Origin of the sequence: Enterobacillus tribolii, assembly GCF_003363015.1 — a bacterium.
GTDB classification, from domain to species: Bacteria; Pseudomonadota; Gammaproteobacteria; order Enterobacterales; family Enterobacteriaceae; genus Enterobacillus; species Enterobacillus tribolii.
On sequence record NZ_QRAP01000001.1, the window covers coordinates 730,376 to 746,588 of the forward strand.

Sequence of the window (16,213 nt, forward strand, 5' to 3'; positions counted from 1 at the left end):
TATTTCCCCTTCCCGATCATAATTTTGCACAAAACGGCTATTTCACGTTTTCCCTTAAGATTTCGTTAATAACTGTCTGCTTTAATCTGTTGCAGATGACCGGTTACTTTTCTGGCTTACGCTAATGAGCCATTCAACAGATGAGAGAAAAGAAAATGAAAAAGATGACGATTATGGTTTTGGCCGCCGCACTGATCGGCGCCCCGGCGCTGGCACAAAACGGTGGTTTTGTTGATCCGAATGCAACGACGACGCAAACCACGCAGAGCGCTCCCCGGGGAGGATTCGAGGGACCGGGCAGCAGCCTGACGACGGTGGAAAATGCAAAATCGCTCAATGACGACGCCTGGGTGATTCTGCGCGGGAATATTGAGCGCCGTATCAGCGAAGACACCTACATATTCCGCGATAAGTCCGGCACCATTAACGTTGAAATTGATCGTAAACGCTGGAACGGCCAAACCATTACCCCGCAGGACACCATTGAGATCCGCGGTAAAGTGGATAAAGACTGGAACTCCACGGAAATAGACGTAAAACAGGTGAATAAGATTAATTAACCCCCGGGCAGGAGAAGTACTTCACTTCTCCTGTTTTTGCATGGGAAATATTTTACCCGCCATTGTTATTAAACCATTAAATTCACACCACATATGTAAATATTATGTTGTATTAACTCTTGGTGACGCAGGATAAAAAACGGGGGATTTCCCTTAATCTGATTCCTCAGATTTCAAGCAGCGCAATCCCTCCTGATCAGACAAATCCAATATATTGTTTATCAAAGATAAATTTGAAATTTAAATTTTCTCTTTGCTATTTTTCATTAATTCCCATCAATTTCGGGGGATTAGTGTGTTTCAATTCGCATATTCTCACCCTGACAGAGTATGGGACTTATCACTTTCAGAAAAAGATGTTAAAATTGACCGATATCAATATTGGCCTGGGCAAGAGTTTATGATTCCGGAAAAACGCGTTATCCGCCGTATACAGTCTGGTGGTTGTGCGATCCACTGTCAGGATTGCAGCATCAGCCAGTTATGCATCCCTTTCACACTGAATGAGCATGAGTTGGACCAGCTCGATAATATCATTGAGCGCAAGAAACCCATTCAAAAAGGGCAGGCATTGTTCAAGGCGGGTGATGAGCTTAAATCGTTGTATGCCATCCGCTCCGGAACCATTAAAAGCTACACCATCACTGAGCAAGGCGATGAGCAGATCACGGCTTTCCACCTGGCCGGCGACCTGGTGGGCTTTGACGCCATCGGCAACCAGCAGCACCCCAGCTTTGCACAGGCGCTGGAAACGTCCATGGTGTGCGAAATTCCGTTCGAAACCCTTGACGATCTTTCCGGCAAGATGCCCAGTCTGCGCCAACAAATGATGCGTTTGATGAGCGGAGAGATTAAAGGCGATCAGGATATGATCCTGCTGTTGTCGAAGAAAAACGCCGAAGAACGCCTGGCGGCCTTCATCTATAATCTGTCGCGCCGTTTCGCCCAGCGCGGCTTCTCTCCGCGCGAGTTCCGCCTGACGATGACGCGCGGCGATATCGGTAACTATCTCGGCCTGACGGTGGAAACCATCAGCCGCTTGCTCGGTCGTTTCCAGAAAAGCGATATCCTCAGCGTCAAAGGGAAATACATCACCATTCAGGACGTTGACTCGCTGGCGCAGCTGGCCGGCACCCCGCGCAATCAGGTTGAGTAAGCCGTTCTAATAAGCTGAATTTAATAATAAACCGGATCATTTATTTCTATAATAGTTGATCCGGTTCCCTTCTTTCTCCTATCCTCTTCTTTCCCGATGGTTTACTCTTTAGGAGCAGACCACGATGACAATGTCTGCGTCGTTTCTGCATTATGACACTGCCGGTATGACTGTTTATGCAGCCGCAATGAGGAGGTCCAATGGTAAAGTATCAAAACCTGCTGGTGGCGATTGACCCCAATCAGGACGATCAACCGGCGCTGCGCCGTGCGGTCTATCTGGTTAAGCGCAACGGCGGCCATATTACGGCTTTCTTATCGATTTACGATCTTTCCTACGAGATGACCACGCTGTTGTCGCCGGACGAACGCCACTCAATGCGTCAGGGCGTTATCAGCCAGCGTACCGCCTGGATTCAGGAGCAGTGCCGTTTTTACCTGGCAGAGGGTATCCCCATCGACATCAAGGTGGTGTGGCATAACCGCCCGTTTGAAGCCATCATCCAGGAAGTGGTCAGCGGCGGCTATGATTTGTTGCTGAAGATGGCGCATCAGCACGATCGTCTGGAGTCGGTTATCTTTACCCCTACCGACTGGCACTTGCTGCGTAAATGCCCCTGCCCGGTCTGGATGGTGAAAGATCAGCCCTGGCCGGTTGACGGCGTGGCGCTGGTGGCGGTCAACCTCTCCTCCGAAGAGCCTTATCACGATCCGCTGAATGAAAAATTAGTAAAAGAGACACTGGAACTGGCCGAACACGTCGACCAAACCGCCGTCCATTTGGTGGGCGCGTACCCGGTAACGCCGATCAATATCGCCATCGATCTGCCCGACTTCGATCCCAGCGTCTATAACGATGCGATTCGCGGCCAACACTTGTTGGCGATGAAGGCCCTGCGGCAAAAATTTGGCCTGCGGGAAGAGGTGACTCACGTCGAAAAAGGGTTGCCTGAAGAGGTATTACCGGATGTCGCCGAGCATTTAAACGCCGGTGTGGTGGTGCTCGGCACGCTGGGGCGTACCGGTATCTCCGCCGCCTTTATCGGTAATACGGCAGAGCATGTGATTGATCATCTGAAGTGTGATTTATTGGCCATCAAACCTGACGGGTTTAATTGCCCGGTCGAAATTGCCGATGATGACGACGAACATGACGATGAATAAATCGTTATCAGTGAACACCATCCGCTGAACACCATCCGCTGAATAGAAAAAAGGCCGCATTATGCGGCCTTCTCTTTTCTCTGACGCATCACAGCGCCCGCAAAATCGCCTCAACGCTGTCTTTGGCATCGCCAAACAGCATCTGGGTATTTTCTTTAAAGAACAGCGGGTTCTGCACGCCGGCATAACCGGTATTCATCGAACGCTTGAATACGATAACGTTCTGCGCTTTCCATACTTCCAGCACCGGCATTCCCGCAATCGGGCTGCGCGGATCTTCCAGCGCCGCCGGGTTGACCGTATCGTTGGCGCCAATCACCAGCACCGTATCGGTTTCCGGGAAATCTTCGTTGATTTCATCCATCTCCAGCACGATGTCGTAAGGCACTTTGGCCTCCGCCAGCAACACGTTCATATGACCGGGCAGGCGCCCCGCCACCGGGTGAATCCCGAAGCGCACGTTGATGCCGCGCGCGCGCAGTTTCGCCGTGATGTCATGCACCGGATACTGCGCCTGCGCCACCGCCATGCCGTAGCCCGGCGTGATGATGACGGAGGTGGAGTTTTTCAGCAGTTCCGCCACGTCTTCCGCACTCGCTTCACGGTATTCGCCCATCTCCTGATCGTCGCCGGTCGAAGAGCCGTCAGTACCGAAACCACCGGCAATAACGCTGATGAATGAACGGTTCATGGCTTTACACATGATGTAAGACAGAATGGCACCAGAAGAACCGACCAGCGCACCGGTCACGATCAGCAGGTCGTTGCTGAGCATAAAGCCCGCCGCCGCCGCCGCCCAACCAGAATAGGAGTTCAGCATAGATACCACGACCGGCATATCCGCACCGCCGATGGACGCCACCAGGTGCCAGCCGAAAGCCAGCGCGATGATGGTCATCAGCAACAGGGTGAAGACTTCCACGCCGATACTGTCGGTTTTCACAAACCAAACCATCAGCAGGAAGGACACCACCATCGCCGCCAGGTTCATCTTATGGCGATGCGGCAGCATCAGCGGCTTGGACGAAATAATGCCGCGCAGTTTACCGAATGCCACGATAGAGCCGGTGAAGGTTACCGCACCGATAAAGATGCCGAGGAAAACTTCCGTCAGGTGAATGTTTTCCATCACCTGCGGCATGCTTCCCGCGTCATGCCCGATAAAGCTGTTGAAGCCGACCAGCACGGCGGCCAGGCCGACGAAGCTGTGCAGAATGGCGACCAGCTCCGGCATTTCGGTCATTTCTACCTTCTTCGCCAGATAAACGCCGATCGCGCCGCCAATCACCATCGCGACGATGATCCAGCCAACGTTGCTGGAATCCGGCCCCAGGATAGTGGCGATCAGCGCGATCGCCATCCCGACGACGCCGAAAATGTTGCCCTGCTTGGACGTTTCGTGTTTGGACAATCCGGCCAAACTGAAAATAAACAGAATAGCGGCAACAATGTATGCAGCTGTAACTAATCCTCCAGACATATGTTACCCCTTAATTTTTCCGGAACATCTTCAGCATGCGCTGAGTAACGGTGAATCCGCCGAATATGTTGATGCTGGCGATCAGCACCGCGATAAAGGCAAAGAACGTGATCCAGCCGCCCTGCCCAATCTGCAGCAGCGCACCGACCACGATAATTCCCGAAATGGCGTTGGTGACCGACATCAATGGCGTATGCAGCGCATGGCTAACGTTCCAGACCACGTAGTATCCCACCACGCAGGCCAGGGCAAATACAGTGAAGTGGGAAAGGAACTCTTTCGGCGCGACGTTGGCCAGCCAGCCGAACAGGATAATCGCCAATGCCAGCAGTACGTATTTTTTCACCGGAGACGCCGGTTTTTCCGGCGCTTTTGCTACCGGCTCAGGGGCTTTCGCGGCCTGAGGCGCGGCAGAAACTTTGATCGGCGGAGCCGGCCAGGTAATTTCACCGGCTTTAACGACGGTGACGCCGCGAATGACATCGTCTTCGAAATTGACGTCAAGCGTGCCGTCTTTCTCTTTACACAGCAACTTCAGCAGGTTCAGAAGGTTGGTGGCGTAAAGCTGGGAAGACTGCGTCGGCAAACGGCTGGGCAGATCGGTATAGCCGATGATTTTCACGCCGTTGGCGGTGTTGACCACCTTATCCGCTTCGGTGTACTCACAGTTACCGCCGGTTTGCGCAGCGAGATCGACGATCACGCTGCCCGGTTTCATGGAATCCACCATCTCTTTGGTGATCAGCTTCGGTGCGGGTTTCCCGGGAATGAGCGCGGTCGTGACGATAATATCCACGTCTTTGGCCTGTTCGGCGAACAGCGCCATCTCGGCCTTGATGAAGGCTTCGGACATCACTTTGGCATAACCGTCGCCGCTGCCCGCTTCTTCTTCAAAGTCCAGCTCAAGGAACTCCGCCCCCATGCTCTTGACCTGTTCTTTAACCTCCGGGCGCGTATCAAAAGCGCGTACGATCGCCCCCAGGCTGCCGGCAGCGCCGATTGCCGCCAATCCGGCAACCCCGGCGCCGATAACCATCACCTTGGCTGGCGGTACTTTACCCGCCGCGGTAATCTGCCCGGTAAAGAAACGGCCGAACTCATGCGCGGCTTCCACAATGGCGCGATAACCGCCGATGTTAGCCATAGAGCTGAGCGCGTCCATCGACTGCGCGCGTGAAATACGCGGAACGGAGTCCATCGCCATGGCGGTAACGCCGGCGTCAGACAGTCTTTTCAACAAATCCTGATTTTGCGCTGGCCAGATGAAACTGATTAACGTGCTCCCCGCTTTCATCAGGGCAATCTCTTCATCCTCAGGCGCATTAACCTTCAGGACGATGTCCGACTGCCAAACATCTTCGTAACCGACAACCTCCGCTCCCGCTTCGCGGAATGCGTTATCATCAAAACTTGCCAGCTTTCCCGCACCGCTTTCAATCGCGACGGTGAAGCCCAGTTTCAGCAACTGCTCCACCGTTTTGGGCGTTGCCGCCACGCGGGCTTCATTGGCTGACCGCTCTCTTGGTACACCAATACGCATAGTATTCCCTTTCATCTGTCTGTGATGAGATGTCTGTGATGATGGCTTCACCGCTCCCGACTCCGACCGGTGACAACCACCGGCCTCCGGCTAACCACCACCGGAGGCGTTATTTTAGCCAAATAGACCCTTTGTCTTTCAGGCTGCCACCCTAAACGGGCGGTAGCTTGAAACACGCCGGGCATAGCTTTCTATAAACTACTGAAAATGAGACTTATGATCCACTCATCAACATCGCCGGAATGCAGATAATCGTTAAAAACCGTCGCTTAGGAAAACTCCCGGGCTAAATCCGGGGAAAAAATGCCGAAAAAACACCGCGTCAGCATGATTTCACGCCACTAATCACGCGATCTTACCGACATATCTTCTGCACTCCCCAGCCGGTAGCGTACCGATGTTAATGAATTATTAATAATTAGCGGGCAACATACCCGTTATCCGGAATAATCAGCGAATTACGATATCGATGAAAACATGCGGTGTGATGCTTATGTCACACTCACCGCATAAATTCCTGAAGCAGAGTCGCTTATTACGTGCAATAATCTGCCCCAATCTTTTCTGAGATCCCATTATTCAACAACGATGGTTTGGCGTAAGCCCGGCGTTTCCCCTGCGGATTCGCTCGCAACACCCGTTAATGTGCAAGGTGTAAAGGATTTTTTATGAAGCTGAAAACCACAATTATCGCGTCAGCGTTGTTTTCCCTTACCGCGATGTCCGTACAGGCAGCGCAGGAGCTGACGCCGGAAAAAGCCGCCGAGCTTAAACCTTCCGAACGCATTACCCTGACCGGTCGCTTCAACGCCATCAATGAAGCCGCCAACGCCGTTTCACGCCGCGCCGATGAGCTGGGCGCCGCGTACTTTTATATCCAGGACATCAACAGCAATAACAACGGCGGCAACTGGCGCGTTACGGCGGATCTCTATGCTAAAGACGCCACTGAAGTTTCCAAAGAGACGCAATACCGCACGTTTAACGGCATAAAAGAACTCCCCAAGTCTGAAGCCCTGGTTCTGCAACCGTTCGACACCGTCAGCATCAGCGGTTTCTACCGCAGCCAGCCTGACGTGAACGACGCAATCTCCAAAGCCGCCAAAGACAAAGGCGCTGCTTCTTTCTATATCGTCCGTCAAATTGACGCCAACAGCGGCGGCAACCAATACATTACCGCATACGTCTACAAAGCCGACGCGGCCAAACGCCAGGTACAAAGCCCTGACGCCATTCCGGCAGATTCCGATGCCGGACGCGCGGCCCTGGCCGCCGGCGGTTCCGCTGCCGCCAACGTTGAAATCCCCGGCGTAGCTTCTTCCGGCACGCCGAGCGACAGCGTCGGGCGCTTCTTCGAAACGCAGTCTTCTACCGGCAAGCGTTACACTGTCACGCTTTCTGACGGGACGAAAATTCAGGAAGTTAACAAAATCACCGCGGCGCAGATGGTGCCGTTTGACTCTGTTACCTTCACCGGTCACTACAACAGCATGACCGATGTATCAGAAGAAGTCGCCAAACGCGCGGCGAAGAAAGGTGCGAAGTACTATCACATCACCCGCCAGTGGCAGAACAAGAGCGGCGGCAACCTGACCGTCAGCGCTGACCTGTTCAAATAAGGCCGGGGCAGATTCCGGGGCGGCGCTGCCGCCCTTTTTTATACCTGCGATCCCGCCCCTGTCATGCATAATTTTTTGTCCTTTGCGCATAATCATCCATTGCAACCCCTGCACACACTCCGTAAAATCTGCGCGGCTTCCATAGTCGGTTATCTCGTTGTCAGCCGGAATATTATTGCTTTACGCTGACACCATGTTATCCGTTAGTTAATTATGTTACCGGAACATCTCATTGGAAAAGAAACTTGGACTTACCGCGCTGACCGCCCTGGTGCTCAGCTCCATGCTCGGCGCCGGCGTTTTTAGTCTGCCGCAAAATATGGCGGAAGCGGCAAGCCCGGCCGCGTTGCTGATCGGCTGGGGGATCACCGGCGTCGGTATCCTGTTCCTGGCTTTCGCCATGCTGCTGTTAACCCGTCTGCGCCCCGATCTTGATGGCGGGATCTTCACCTACGCCCGCGAAGGATTCGGCGAACTGATTGGTTTCTGCTCCGCCTGGGGGTACTGGTTGTGCGCCGTGATCGCCAACGTGTCCTATCTGGTTATCGTGTTTGCCGCGCTGAGCTTTTTCACCGACTCGCCGCAACACGTTATTTTCGGCGACGGCAATACCTGGCAAGCGCTGTTAGGCGAGTCCCTGCTGCTTTGGATCGTTCACCTTCAGGTATTACGCGGCGTTAAAACCGCTGCCGGCATTAATTTAGCCGCCACGCTGGCAAAGCTGCTGCCGCTCGGTCTGTTTATCATTCTTGCCGCCCTGGCCTTCAAGACCGAGGTATTCAAGCTGGACTTCACCGGCGTCGCGCTTGGCGTACCCGTTTGGGAACAGGTAAAAAACACCATGCTGTTCACCCTGTGGGTATTTATCGGCGTGGAAGGTGCGATTGTGGTTTCCGCCCGCGCGCGTGAGAAGAAAGACGTCGGGCGCGCAACGATGCTGGCCGTGGTTTCCGCGCTGGCAATTTATCTGCTGATTACCCTGCTTTCGCTCGGCGTAATGCCCCGCGCGGAGTTGGCTGAAGTGCGCAACCCATCGATGGCCGGTTTGATGGTCAACATGATCGGGCCGGTCGGTGAGATTATCATTGCGGCAGGATTGATTATTTCCGTATGCGGCGCTTACCTGAGCTGGACGATCATGGCCGCGGAGGTGCCCTACCTTGCCGCACAGCACGGGGCGTTTCCGAAGATTTTCGGACGCCAGAATACCCGGGAAGCGCCGGCGTCCTCGCTGTGGCTGACCAACGGCGCGGTTCAGGTCACGCTGGTTATCATCTGGCTGACGGGCGCCAACTATAACAATCTGCTGACCGTCGCGTCAGAAATGATTCTGGTTCCTTATTTCCTGGTCGGCGCCTTCTTGTTTAAAGTCGCGAAGCGCAAGGGAGACACCCGTATTCTTATCGCCGCAACCGGCGCCTGCATATACGGCTTGTGGCTGCTGTATGCCTCCGGGTTAACGCATCTGCTGATGTCCGTCCTGTTATATGCGCCCGGGCTGCTGGTCTTTATGTATGCGCGCCGTAACGCCGCGGAAAGAGAAGCGCTCTCCCTGCTTGAACGTACGGGTATTTTTCTGCTGCTGGCGGCAACGCTGCCTGCGGGATGGTTTATGTTCGGCTGAGGATAAATGCCGGGCCGGATAACACAAGCCAGGTAACAGCAGCCAGATAACAATCGGGGCGGATTAACCGCCCCGATTCCGTTTGACTCAGCCCGCCAGCTGGACCTTCAGGTGTTCGTTCTCCTGAGACAGGAAAACACGCAGGCCGCAACCGCGGACGATTGAAGTGAGTTGGGCGTCATCCAGCGCATAAGGCAACTGGATATCCAAGCCATCGAACCCTTGCTGCTGTGCAAGCTCAATCAACCGGATGATATTCGTTTCATCGCTGACCTGAGTCGATAACACCTGCAGTGCCAGTGATTTCAGCCGGCTGTTTTGATCGATTGCTTCCGCTTTTGTCCGTGTGACCATGCCAAATAACGGCATTACGCCATAAATTGCATCTACAAAACTCCAGTGCTTTTTGCATGATGCAGAAAGAAAATCCGTATAATCAAAGCAGACCCGTTCACTGTTCCTGATTGTAAGATGATCGCCAGACATCTCCCTCAACCCTCTTTCCACAGTGTTGTTGTGATTAACAGGCATATATTCAGTTGGCTATCATGTCACCTTTTGATTAGAAAAACCACCATTCTGAATAAAACTAATTCTCAATATAAATCATATAATTAAGATAAGTTGATTGTTTCAAATTTGTGAATAACAGGATTGATCTCATTACTTTTGTGATACATTCCTGCATATTTATGCCTTGCAGTAATAAAAAGTCGTACAAAACACAACCAAATGTTTCTATTTATTTCTCACAATAAGAAATAGCATAATTTCCATTCGCATGATTTTGAACATTTTTTTAATTTTTTATAAAGCCATCATTAACAATTATTTTGGCATTTCAAAAAAAGAAAAATTATGTTTGATGAGGCTCACAAATGCCAATACCAAATTCAATGAGAATAAAAATAAGGAATAAACAACCATTCACTATGAGAATATTATAATCACGCACAGGAAAAATATCCTGAAATAAATGGCACGTTCGTCTTAATTCCTCCATTCCGTATGATAACGCTGCCACTGCAAGATATTATGCGCGTTACATTACTTCATATATAACTCATAAAAGGGCCTCAATATGAGCAAAAAAGTATTAGCCATCGTTATTCCGGCCATTCTGGCGGCAGGAGCCACGCAGGCCGCAGAAATTTATAACAAAGATGGCAATAAGCTGGATTTATACGGAAAAGTAGATGGTCTGCATTATTTCTCAGATGATGCAGGCAAAGACGGCGATCAGTCCTATATTCGTATGGGGTTTAAAGGCGAAACCCAAATCACCGATCAGCTCACCGGGTATGGGCAATGGGAATATAACGTACAGGCCAACACCACAGAGGGTGAAAACCAAAGCTGGACGCGTCTCGGCTTTGCCGGCCTGAAGTTAGGCGACTATGGTTCTTTTGACTATGGCCGCAATTATGGCGTTCTGTACGATGTTGAAAGCTGGACGGATATGCTGCCGGAATTCGGCGGCGACACCTACACCCAGGCTGATAACTTCCTGACCGGGCGCGCTAACGGCGTAGCGACCTACCGCAACAGCGGATTCTTCGGACTGGTGGATGGCCTGAACGTTGCCGTCCAATATCAGGGCAATAACGAATCGACGGGTAACGGCAATGAAGGCACCAATAATGGCCGCGACACCCGTTTTGAAAACGGCGATGGCTGGGGCCTTTCCACGACTTATGATCTGGGAATGGGCATCAGCGCCGGCGCGGCCTATACGTCGTCCGATCGTACCAATGCCCAGGTCAACCACGGCGGCACTTATGCCGGCGGCGATAAAGCCGATGCCTGGACCGCGGGCCTGAAGTATGATGCCAACAACGTTTATCTGGCGACCATGTACTCAGAAACCCGCAATATGACGCCATACGGTAGCACCGACAGCCCGGAAGGCGGCGGTATTGCCAACAAAACGCAAAACTTTGAAGTCGTCGCGCAATATCAGTTCGATTTCGGCCTGCGCCCCTCGGTTGCTTATCTGCAATCAAAAGGCAAGGACCTCAACAGCGCCTATGGCGACGATCAGGATCTGGTGAAATATGTTGAGGTAGGCGCTACTTACTATTTCAACAAAAACATGTCTACTTACGCAGATTATAAAATTAACCTGCTTGATGATAATGATTTTACCCGGAACAATAATATCTCTACCGATGATATATTTGCCCTGGGTTTGGTTTATCAGTTCTGATAGCCTTTCTTAAATGTAAAAGCCCCGAAAATAATCGGGGCTTTTGTCTTTGTTCTTCCCATGTTCACCACACTCCGTGACTTTCTCCACCAGACACTGCACTATATACCGCTAAAATAAAATAGAAGATGGGTATATCTCATTGATATGATATCCGGTGGAAAACAATGCGATTAACAAAACGGAAGCTTGTGCGATGACAAATACCGCTCCCCAGCCGATTTTAATTACCGGAGGCGCACGGCGCATCGGTCTTGCCCTGGCGCATGCCCTGCTTTCACGGCATCAGCCGGTTATCGTCGCATACCGCAGCGAATACCCCGCCCTGGAGGGATTACGGGCCGCCGGGGCGCATTGCTTACAGGGGGATTTCTCGGCACATGAAGGGATTTATGATTTTGCCCGCCGTGTCGCAGCGCTTACGCCGAAGCTGCGCGGTATTGTCCATAATGCCAGCGCCTGGCTGGCCGAGAACAGCGGGACGCCGCCGGAGCAAACGCTGCAAACCATGTTGCAGATCCATGTCTATACTCCGTATTTACTCAATCAGCTACTTGAACCTCTGTTATGCGGCCAGGGGGAAGCCGGCGCGGATATTATTCATCTGACCGATTATGTGGTAGAGAAAGGGAGCGACAAGCATATCGCTTATGCCGCCAGTAAAGCAGCGCTGGATAATATGACCCGCTCTTTCGCCCGAAAACTGGCGCCGGAAGTCAAAGTTAACGCTATCGCGCCAGCGCTGATCATGTTCAACCCCGGTGATGACGAGCAATACCGGCGTCAGGCGCTGGACAAATCATTGATGAAGATCGCGCCGGGCGAACAAGAAATCGTCAACGCTATTGAGTTTCTGTTGAACAGCCGTTTTGTTACCGGGCGTACCATAGCAGTAGATGGCGGGCGCCCCCTGCGCTAGCCCGTCGCCCGATAAATGACCTCATAAAGAAGACATGATGAATACCATAGTGTTTGTTGAAGACGATCAGGATGTAGGTCAGTTAATTGCAGCGTATCTGGGTAAGCATGATATTACCGTGGTGATCGAACCCCGCGGCGATACGGCGCTGGAGACGATCCAGAACCTGAAGCCTGATCTGGTGATGCTGGACATCATGCTGCCGGGTAAAGACGGCATGACGCTGTGCCGGGATTTACGCCCGCTCTACGATGGCCCGATTGTGCTGTTGACCTCGCTGGACAGCGACATGAACCATATTCTTGCCCTGGAGATGGGCGCCAGCGACTATATTCTGAAAACCACACCGCCCGCCGTGTTGCTGGCCCGGTTGCGTCTGCATCTGCGCCAACATCAGCCCCAGACGCAACCAGAAGAAAACAACACCAAGAAAATCAACACCAATAACAGCATCCGCTTCGGGCAACTGAGCATCGATCCGGTAAACCGCGAGGTGATATTGAAAGAGGAAAATATCAGTCTTTCCACTTCCGATTTCGATCTGTTATGGGAACTGGCGACCCATGCGGGAAAAATCATGGACCGCGACGCCCTGCTGAAAACCCTGCGCGGCGTTAGCTATGACGGCATGGATCGCAGCATTGATGTTGCGGTTTCCCGCCTGCGCCGCAAGCTTGACGACAATGCCCTGGAACCATTCAGAATAAAAACCGTGCGCAACAAAGGTTACCTGTTCGCCCCTAATGCCTGGGAATAGCGGCCATGAAAAAGCTGTTCGTACAGTTCTACCTGTTGCTGTTCGTTTGCTTTCTGGTGATGGCGATGCTGGTCGGCCTGGTGTACAAGATCACGGCCGAACGTGCGGGGCGGGAGTCAATGGACGACCTGATGAAAAGTTCGCTCTACCTGATCCGCAGCGAACTGCGCGAAATCCCGCCGCGGGACTGGAACAAAACCATCAACAAACTGGACTGGAATCTCTCGTTTAAACTGCACATTGAACCACAGGGAAAACGGCAGCTAACGCCTGCTCAGGAAAAACGGTTACATAATGGCGAAATCGTCGCGCTGGACAGTGAGTACACCTTTATTCAGCGTATTCCACGCAGCCACTACGTACTGGCCGTCGGTCCGATCCCCTATCTGTTTTACCTGCATGAAATGCGCCTGCTGGACTTTGCGCTGTTACTGTTCATCGGCCTTTCTCTCGCCCTGCCCGTTTTCCTCTGGATGCGCCCGCACTGGAAGGATCTGCTCAAGCTGGAAACCGCCGCGCAGCGGCTCGGTGAAGGGCACCTGAATGAACGAACCCATTTCGACAGCACGTCCAGCCTGAGCCGGCTGGGCATCGCCTTTAACCAGATGGCAGACAACATCAACACCCTGATCGCCAGCAAAAAACAGCTGATTGACGGTATTGCCCATGAGCTGAGAACGCCGCTGGTCCGGCTGCGTTACCGCCTGGCGATGAGCGATAATCTGACCGAAAATGAACAGCAGGCGCTGAACCGCGATATCGGTCAGTTAGAGGCCTTAATTGATGAGCTGCTGACCTACGCCCGCCTCGATCGGCCCCAGGTTGCGATAAAAATGGAACAGATCGACCTGTCCGGCTGGCTACAGGAAAAAGTCAGTGACATGCAACTGGTACATCCGGAACGCACCATCGGCCTGGACATCCCCCATCAGGGAAACTTTGGCGCCGTAGACTTACGCCTGATGGAGCGGGTGCTGGATAATCTGGTCAACAACGCCCTGCGTTACAGCAACGAACGACTGCGCGTCGGGCTGTGGTTCAACGGCAACGATGCCTGCTTGCAGGTTGAAGACGACGGTCCGGGGATTCCTCCCGAAGAGCGTCAGCGCGTATTTGAACCTTTTGTACGCCTGGACCCAAGCCGCGACCGGGCAACCGGCGGATGCGGGCTGGGGCTGGCTATCGTGCACAGTATCGCCCAGGCGTATCAGGGGCAGGTTTCTGTTGAAGGGAGCCCATTGGGCGGGGCTTGCTTTCGCTTCACCTGGCCGCGCAAAATACTGATTCAGCAAGCCAACGCTCCCGTCGACTCAACGAATTGACCGACCACTTCTCCTCTCCACAAAGGACCGCTACCGCTTATGAGCAATGCTTACCAACGATTGTGCGAAACCTTTACCCGCCTTGCGCGTTTTTCCCATCTCGACGCCATTGCCGGATGGGATATGCAGACCTGTATGCCCTCCGGCGGCAGTGCCGCCAGAACTGAAGCGCTGACGGAATTACGCATCCTCAGCCATCAGATCCTGACCGATCCGCACGTCGGTGAGTTATTGCAGCAGGCGCAGCAAGAGCCACTCAGCGACGAGCAGCACGCCAGTCTGCGGGAAATGGCGCGTCGTTACGGCCATGCCGTCGTTCTGCCGGAATCATTGGTTTCCGCCCAGGCGCTGGCCGGGATGCATTGTGAGCATGCCTGGCGTGAGCAACGGCGCAACAATGACTGGCAGGGATTCCTGAAGAATTTCACCGAAGTGGTGCGCCTGAGCCGGGAAGAAGCGCAAATTCGCGCCCAAGCCAGCGGCCTCAGCCGTTATGATGCCTTGCTTGATCGCTATGAACCCGGTATGACCGCCGCCCGTCTTGATGCGATTTTTGCGCAGGTAAAGCAATGGCTTCCGTCATTGCTGCAACAAATCATCGAAAAACAGCGCAGCCAGACACTTACCGAATCTCAGGGGCCGTTCAGCGTTGAGCAACAGCGGGCGCTGGGCGTCGATGTGATGGGTCTGCTGGGGTTTGATTTTAACCACGGGCGCCTGGACGTCAGCGCCCATCCCTTCTGCGGCGGCGTCCCTGACGATGTACGCATCACGACGCGCTATAACGAGCAAGACTTTCTCGGCGCCTTACTGGGCATTATTCATGAAACCGGCCATGCCCGTTATGAGCAGAATCTGCCCCGTCAGTGGGCCGGACTGCCGATTGCCGAAGCCCGCTCAACGGCAATACACGAATCGCAAAGCTTGTTGTTTGAAATGCAGCTGGCGCGCGGAACTCCGTTCCTCAACGTACTACGCCCATATGTTCAAAAACATTTCGGCGATCAGAATGCGTTCCACGGCGAGAATTTTATCCGCATCAACCACCGCGTTCAGCCGGGGTTCATCCGTATTGATGCGGATGAAGTCAGCTACCCCGCACATGTGATCCTGCGTTATGAAATTGAACGTGCGCTGATTGAGGGAGAGATTGAAGCCGGGGATATTCCGGAAATCTGGAATAAAAAGATGATGGACTACCTTGGATTAGACACCCGGGGTAACTACCGTGACGGCTGTATGCAGGATATTCACTGGACCGATGGCGCTTTCGGCTACTTCCCGACCTATACCCTGGGAGCGATGTATGCCGCCCAGCTTTTCGCCGCTGTCCGCCGTTGCCATCCCTCGTTGGATGAAAACATTGCCCATGGCGATCTGTCCCTTTTGTTCACCTGGCTGCGGGAAAACATTTGGCAGCATGGTTCACGCTTTGACACGGATACCCTCATCCGTAACGCCACGGGAGAGACGCTGAATCCGGAGTGGTTCCGCCGTCATATTGAACAACGCTACCTCAGTTGATTTTCACTTCTGACACAGACTTTAACGCCGGGTCAATGCCCGGCGTTAATTTCCGTTCCGCCGGTTTATGCCATGCCCGCACCGGGTTATATCTGGATGCATCAGGATAACCAGGGTTGGCACCGCACGTATCATGTTTGACATCATCCCGGACATCCAATACCACCGCCTCTGCCGGTATGACGCCCTCAGCAGCCATATTCACCGGGCGCATCGCACAGATACTTTATGGCACCTATAATTGCAGGGTAATGAACGGAGGTGTTTCTATGAAATCCATCTTTATCGCCCTGGCGATCTGTGTCCTCTCAGGTTGTCTATCACCGGGAGGATCTCAGCCGTC

General features: G+C 53.0%; 13 protein-coding genes. 10 read left to right on the top strand and 3 right to left on the bottom strand.

Annotated features, from left to right (window positions below; genetic code table 11):
- Positions 1-155: 155 nt before the first annotated feature.
- The 3 genes from C8D90_RS03190 to uspE all read left to right on the top strand — a co-directional run bounded on the left by C8D90_RS03190 (position 156) and on the right by uspE (position 2,879).
- The gene (locus C8D90_RS03190; protein ID WP_115457256.1) at positions 156-560 is read left to right on the top strand and encodes a YgiW/YdeI family stress tolerance OB fold protein; all 405 of its coding nucleotides are present in this window, start codon (positions 156-158) and stop codon (positions 558-560) included.
- Positions 561-960: 400 nt separating this feature from the next.
- The gene (locus C8D90_RS03195) at positions 961-1,716 is read left to right on the top strand and encodes an FNR family transcription factor (RefSeq protein ID WP_115456946.1); all 756 of its coding nucleotides are present in this window, start codon (positions 961-963) and stop codon (positions 1,714-1,716) included.
- Positions 1,717-1,916: 200 nt separating this feature from the next.
- The gene (gene uspE / locus C8D90_RS03200; RefSeq protein ID WP_115456947.1) at positions 1,917-2,879 is read left to right on the top strand and encodes a universal stress protein UspE; all 963 of its coding nucleotides are present in this window, start codon (positions 1,917-1,919) and stop codon (positions 2,877-2,879) included.
- Between the two features lie 88 nt (positions 2,880-2,967).
- On the opposite strand, the gene pntB is transcribed toward uspE, so the two are convergent.
- Together pntB and pntA are read right to left on the bottom strand one after the other, a co-directional pair.
- A complete protein-coding gene (gene pntB / locus C8D90_RS03205) occupies positions 2,968-4,359 on the bottom strand; it encodes a Re/Si-specific NAD(P)(+) transhydrogenase subunit beta (protein WP_115456948.1) in 1,392 nt (463 codons plus the stop codon).
- 10 nt (positions 4,360-4,369) lie between these two features.
- Positions 4,370-5,899, bottom strand: coding sequence for a Re/Si-specific NAD(P)(+) transhydrogenase subunit alpha (gene pntA / locus C8D90_RS03210; RefSeq protein ID WP_115456949.1), 1,530 nt, complete (start codon positions 5,897-5,899; stop codon positions 4,370-4,372).
- 668 nt (positions 5,900-6,567) lie between these two features.
- Here pntA and ydgH point away from each other — a divergent pair.
- Together ydgH and C8D90_RS03220 are read left to right on the top strand one after the other, a co-directional pair.
- Positions 6,568-7,518, top strand: a complete 951-nt coding sequence (ydgH, locus tag C8D90_RS03215) for a DUF1471 family protein YdgH (RefSeq protein ID WP_115456950.1) — start codon at positions 6,568-6,570, stop codon at positions 7,516-7,518.
- A gap of 232 nt (positions 7,519-7,750) precedes the next feature.
- Complete coding sequence (locus tag C8D90_RS03220) at positions 7,751-9,142, top strand: amino acid permease (RefSeq protein WP_115456951.1); 1,392 nt, start codon at positions 7,751-7,753, stop codon at positions 9,140-9,142.
- 87 nt (positions 9,143-9,229) lie between these two features.
- Here C8D90_RS03220 and C8D90_RS03225 read toward each other — a convergent pair whose 3' ends face one another.
- A complete protein-coding gene (locus C8D90_RS03225) occupies positions 9,230-9,628 on the bottom strand; it encodes a hypothetical protein (RefSeq protein ID WP_115456952.1) in 399 nt (132 codons plus the stop codon).
- A gap of 595 nt (positions 9,629-10,223) precedes the next feature.
- On the opposite strand from C8D90_RS03225, the gene ompC reads away from it, so the two are divergent.
- The 5 genes from ompC (at position 10,224) to C8D90_RS03250 (ending at position 15,870) form a co-directional block, all read left to right on the top strand.
- Entirely contained in the window at positions 10,224-11,348 is a 1,125-nt protein-coding gene (gene ompC, locus C8D90_RS03230) for a porin OmpC (RefSeq protein WP_115456953.1), read from the top strand.
- A 196-nt stretch (positions 11,349-11,544) separates the two neighbouring features.
- Positions 11,545-12,267, top strand: a complete 723-nt coding sequence (folM, locus tag C8D90_RS03235) for a dihydromonapterin reductase (RefSeq protein ID WP_115456954.1) — start codon at positions 11,545-11,547, stop codon at positions 12,265-12,267.
- Positions 12,268-12,304: 37 nt separating this feature from the next.
- Positions 12,305-13,024, top strand: a complete 720-nt coding sequence (gene rstA / locus C8D90_RS03240; RefSeq protein WP_115456955.1) for a two-component system response regulator RstA — start codon at positions 12,305-12,307, stop codon at positions 13,022-13,024.
- A gap of 5 nt (positions 13,025-13,029) precedes the next feature.
- Positions 13,030-14,346: a two-component system sensor histidine kinase RstB gene (rstB, locus tag C8D90_RS03245; protein ID WP_115456956.1), complete on the top strand. Its 1,317-nt coding sequence runs from the start codon at positions 13,030-13,032 to the stop codon at positions 14,344-14,346.
- A gap of 39 nt (positions 14,347-14,385) precedes the next feature.
- Entirely contained in the window at positions 14,386-15,870 is a 1,485-nt protein-coding gene (locus C8D90_RS03250) for a carboxypeptidase M32 (protein ID WP_115456957.1), read from the top strand.
- Positions 15,871-16,213: the final 343 nt, after the last annotated feature.